The following is a 4,597-nucleotide window of genomic DNA, read 5'->3' as shown; positions in this document are numbered from 1 at the left end:
CAGCCAGCGGCTCGGCGGCCCCCGCCCAGTCGGGGCGGTCCTCCTCCGAGCCCAGGAGCCCGGTCGTGAGCGCGCCGTACTGCCACTCGTACCGCTCCCCGGCGGGCAGCCGGACCGTGCCGGTGAACAGCACCCCGCCGTCGGTCGCGGCGTCCCCGAGCCGGTCGAACTGGTCCTTCAGCCCGTCCAGCGCCCAGAAGTCGCCGTCGCCGACGACCGGCGGCGCACCCCCCGCCGCCTGCTCCAGCACCGCCAGGCGGCGCTCCAGCTCGGCGACGCGTTCCTCCAGCTCCATGCCCACAACCTTACGTAATTACGTAATCTTAATCAACAGGGAACGCCGAAGCCCCCGCCCGGTCGACCCGGACAGGGGCTTCGGATGGGCCGTGCGCGGATCAGGCGAAGAGGTCCCTGAGGGTGCCCTCGTGCGCCGTCCGCAGCTCGCTCAGCGGGATGCCGAACTCGCCCTGGACCTCGATCTCCGCACCGTCCACGACACCGATCCGGGTCGCGGGCAGCCCGCGCGCCCCGCACATGTCGGTGAAGCGGAGCTCCTCGCTGCGCGGAACCGAGACGACCGCGCGGCCGGCCGACTCCGAGAACAGGAGGGTGAACGCGTCCAGACCGTCCGGCACCACCAGCCGGGCGCCCTTCCCGCCGCGCAGGCAGGACTCGGTGACCGCCTGGATCAGACCGCCGTCGGAGAGGTCGTGCGCCGCGTCGATCATGCCGTCGCGGGAGGCCGAGATCAGGATCTCGCCGAGCAGCTTCTCGCGGCCCAGGTCGACCTTGGGCGGCATGCCGCCGAGGTGCTGGTGGACGACCTCGGACCAGGCCGAGCCGCCGAACTCCTCGCGTGTGTCGCCCAGCAGGTAGAGCAGCTGGCCCTCCTCGGCGAACGCGACCGGCGTACGCCGGGTGACGTCGTCGATCACACCGAGCACGGCCACGACGGGCGTCGGGTGGATCGCCGTCTCACCGGTCTGGTTGTACAGCGACACGTTGCCGCCGGTGACCGGGGTACCCAGCTCCAGGCAGCCGTCCGCCAGACCACGGGTGGCCTCGGCGAACTGCCACATGACGTCGGGGTCCTCGGGCGAGCCGAAGTTCAGGCAGTCCGAGATCGCCAGCGGCTTGGCGCCGGTGGCGGCGACGTTGCGGTACGACTCCGCGAGCGCCAGCTGCGCGCCCGTGTACGGGTCGAGCTTGGCGTACCGGCCGTTGCCGTCGGTCGCCATCGCCACGCCGAGGTTGGTCTCCTCGTCGATCCGGACCATGCCCGCGTCCTCGGGCATCGCCAGCACGGTGTTGCCCTGCACGAAGCGGTCGTACTGGTCGGTGATCCAGGACTTGGAGGCCTGGTTCGGGGAGCCGACCAGCTTGAGGACCTGCTCGCGCAGCTCGTCGCCGTTCGCCGGACGGGCCAGCTTCCCGGCGTCGTCGGCCTGGAGCGCGTCCTGCCAGGACGGCCGCGCGAACGGCCGGTGGTAGGTCGGGCCCTCGTGCGCGACGGACCGCGGCGGTACGTCCACGATCTGCTCGCCGTGCCAGAAGATCTCCAGCTGGGAGCCCTCGGTCACCTCGCCGATGACGGTGGCGATGACGTCCCACTTCTCACAGATCTCCAGGAAGCGGTCGACGTACTGCGGCTCGACGATCGCGCACATCCGCTCCTGCGACTCGCTCATGAGGATCTCCTCGGGCGAGAGCGAGGAGTCGCGCAGCGGCACGGTGTCCAGCTCGACGCGCATCCCGCCGGAGCCCGCGGAGGCCAGCTCGCTGGTGGCGCAGGAGAGCCCGGCGCCGCCGAGGTCCTGGATGCCCGCGACGAGCTTCTCCTTGAAGATCTCCAGGGTGCACTCGATGAGGAGCTTCTCCTGGAACGGGTCGCCGACCTGGACGGCCGGGCGCTTGGCCGGGCCGGTCGACTCGAAGGTCTCGGACGCCAGGACGGAGACCCCGCCGATGCCGTCGCCGCCGGTACGGGCGCCGTACAGGATGACCTTGTTGCCCGGCCCGGAGGCCTGGGCCAGGTGGATGTCCTCGTGCTTCATCACGCCGATGCAGCCGGCGTTGACGAGCGGGTTGCCCTGGTAGCAGGCGTCGAAGACGACCTCGCCGCCGATGTTCGGCAGGCCCAGGCAGTTGCCGTAGCCCCCGATGCCCGCGACGACTCCGGGCAGGACACGCCGGGTGTCGGGGTGGTCGGCCGCGCCGAAGCGCAGCGGGTCCACGACCGCGACCGGGCGGGCGCCCATGGCGAGGATGTCGCGGACGATGCCGCCCACGCCGGTGGCCGCGCCCTGGTAGGGCTCGATGTACGAGGGGTGGTTGTGCGACTCGACCTTGAAGGTGACCGCGTACCCCTGGCCGACGTCGACCACACCGGCGTTCTCGCCGATGCCGACGAGCATCGCGTCGTTCTCCGGGACCTTCTCGCCGAACTGCTTGAGGTGGACCTTGCTGCTCTTGTACGAGCAGTGCTCGGACCACATCACGGAGTACATGGCGAGCTCGGCGCCGGTGGGACGGCGGCCCAGGATCTCGCGGATCCGGGCGTACTCGTCCTCCTTGAGGCCGAGTTCCTTCCAGGGCTGCTCGGTGTCCGGGGTTTCGGCCGCGTGCTCGACCGTGTCCAGGCTCATGCGTTGACCAGCTTCTTGATGATCGAGGTGAAGAATCCGAGGCCGTCGGTGCGGCCGGTGCCGACGAGCGGCTCCACGGCGTGCTCCGGGTGCGGCATCAGGCCCACGACGTTGCCCGCGGCGTTGGTGATGCCGGCGATGTCGCGCAGCGAGCCGTTCGGGTTGCCGTCGAGGTACCGGAAGGCGACGCGGCCCTCGGCCTCCAGCTCGTCGAGCGTGCGCTCGTCGGCGGTGTACCGGCCGTCCATGTTCTTCAGCGGTACGGAGATCTCCTGGCCCGCGGTGTAGTCCGAGGTCCAGGCCGTCCCGGCGTTCTCCACCCGCAGCTTCTGGTCACGGCAGACGAAGTGGAGGTGGTTGTTGCGCAGCATCGCGCCGGGCAGCAGGTGCGCCTCGGTCAGGATCTGGAAACCGTTGCAGATGCCGAGGACCGGCATACCCGCCCTCGCCTGCTCGATGATCGTCTCCATCACCGGCGAGAAACGGGAGATGGCCCCGGCGCGGAGATAGTCCCCGTACGAGAAACCACCGGCCAGGACGACCGCGTCGACCTGGTGCAGATCCTTGTCGCGGTGCCAGAGCGACACGGGCTCGGCACCCGCGACCCGGACGGCACGCAGGGCGTCCCGGTCGTCGAGGGTGCCCGGAAAAGTGACGACGCCGATACGGGAGGTCACTTCTCCTCCTCCACCTTGACGACGAAGTCCTCGATGACGGTGTTGGCGAGGAAGGTCTCGGCCATCTCGTTGATACGGGCGAGGGCGGCGTCGTCGACCGGCCCCTCGACCTGGAGTTCGAAACGCTTTCCCTGGCGGACGTCCGCGATTCCGTCGAAGCCGAGACGGGGCAGCGCGCGCTGCACGGCCTGTCCCTGCGGGTCGAGGATCTCGGGCTTGAGCATGACGTCGACTACGACGCGTGCCACTGGCACTCCCGGTGGTGTGGTGCGGCTGAGTCTCCGAGGGGTTCCCCATCCCCACGGGTCCACTCAGCCTACCTGGCCCAAAATTCTACGCGGGTAGATATCATGTGCGCACGATCACGCCGAGATATCGGCGGCGACAACACGCAGGAAAAGTCTCGGGAAAGAATCTTCACCCGGATTGCACGCGGACACGCGGATGCAATTGGCTGGGCTTCACAATGCGGCTCCCACCGCTGTACAAATGATTACCGGGGAAAGCAGATTGCCCCCGGAACAGTCGGCAGCAGTCGACCTGTATCCGCCCAGCCGCCGCAAGGCCGGCATCGGCGCATGTCAGACGCGACGGTGCCGAAGGAAAGGACCGATATCCGTGGCTCAACGCGTCGTGGTCACACTCTCCGACGACATCGACGGAGGAGAAGCAGCGGAAACGGTCGCCTTCGCCCTGGACGGGAAGTCGTACGAGATCGACCTCAACCCCGCCAATGCAAAGAAACTCCGCAACGCCCTGGCCCCGTACATGGCGGCCGGCCGAAAGCAGACAAATACCGGCAAGCGCGGCAGAGCCCCGGTGGCGTACCACCACACGTCCGTCGCCCCCGACCCCGCGGCCGTACGCGCCTGGGCCCGCTCGCACCGGATGGAGGTGCCGGCCCGCGGCCGGATCCCCAAGAAGGTCTACGAGGCGTTCCAGGCCGCCAGTTGAGCATCGCGCCCGGAATGTTCCATTCCGATCCGACTCGGGAGTAGCCCTGCCGAGACGCCTCGGGGAGCCGACTTGCACAACACCCCCGCAGGTCGGCTAGAGTCTGGAGCACGCCGAAGGGCAAGGCCGAAAGGCCGGGCCCGAAGCAGCGTGCGGGTGTAGTTCAGTAGTAGAACATCCCCCTTCCAGGGGGAAGGCGCAGTGTGCAATTCCTGTCACCCGCTCTCCATCGCCTTACCGGTTCCCCTCGGGGATCAGGTAGAGTGATGAGGCACCACCGGTGAAAGCCGAGTGGTAGCAATGCGGACGTAGCTCAGTTGG

The 4,597-nt window shown here is 68.9% G+C and carries 4 protein-coding genes, 1 tRNA gene and 1 pseudogene; 2 read left to right on the top strand and 4 right to left on the bottom strand.

All coding sequences use genetic code 11. The features are described from left to right. The 4 genes and pseudogenes from IH13_RS0135260 to purS all read right to left on the bottom strand — a co-directional run. Positions 1–295: pseudogene (locus tag IH13_RS0135260) on the bottom strand (ArsR family transcriptional regulator); the annotation flags it as partial. Positions 296–395: 100 nt separating this feature from the next. Then, positions 396–2,645, bottom strand: a complete 2,250-nt coding sequence (gene purL, locus IH13_RS0135255) for a phosphoribosylformylglycinamidine synthase subunit PurL (RefSeq protein ID WP_031091114.1) — start codon at positions 2,643–2,645, stop codon at positions 396–398. After that, positions 2,642–3,322, bottom strand: a complete 681-nt coding sequence (purQ, locus tag IH13_RS0135250; RefSeq protein WP_031091113.1) for a phosphoribosylformylglycinamidine synthase subunit PurQ — start codon at positions 3,320–3,322, stop codon at positions 2,642–2,644. The genes purL and purQ overlap by 4 nt, the downstream gene beginning before the upstream one ends. Continuing rightward, positions 3,319–3,570: a phosphoribosylformylglycinamidine synthase subunit PurS gene (purS, locus tag IH13_RS0135245; RefSeq protein WP_031091112.1), complete on the bottom strand. Its 252-nt coding sequence runs from the start codon at positions 3,568–3,570 to the stop codon at positions 3,319–3,321. Before purS ends, purQ begins: the two co-directional genes overlap by 4 nt. 370 nt (positions 3,571–3,940) lie before the next feature. Between purS and IH13_RS0135240 the strand changes: the two genes are divergently transcribed. Then, complete coding sequence (locus IH13_RS0135240) at positions 3,941–4,276, top strand: histone-like nucleoid-structuring protein Lsr2 (protein WP_031091111.1); 336 nt, start codon at positions 3,941–3,943, stop codon at positions 4,274–4,276. Positions 4,277–4,428: 152 nt separating this feature from the next. Beyond that, positions 4,429–4,500, top strand: a tRNA-Gly gene (locus IH13_RS44185). Positions 4,501–4,597 lie beyond the last annotated feature (97 nt).

The organism is Streptomyces sp. NRRL WC-3549, assembly GCF_000721935.1.
Taxonomy (GTDB): Bacteria; Actinomycetota; Actinomycetes; order Streptomycetales; family Streptomycetaceae; genus Streptomyces.
The sequence above is the reverse complement of the archived record's forward strand: the minus strand, read 5'-3'. Positions and strand labels throughout refer to the sequence as shown.

Excerpts from the sequence above, each read along its gene's own strand:
- purL (WP_031091114.1), bottom strand. The coding sequence starts at position 2,645 with ATGAGCCTGGACACGGTCGAGCACGCGGCCGAAACCCCGGACACCGAG.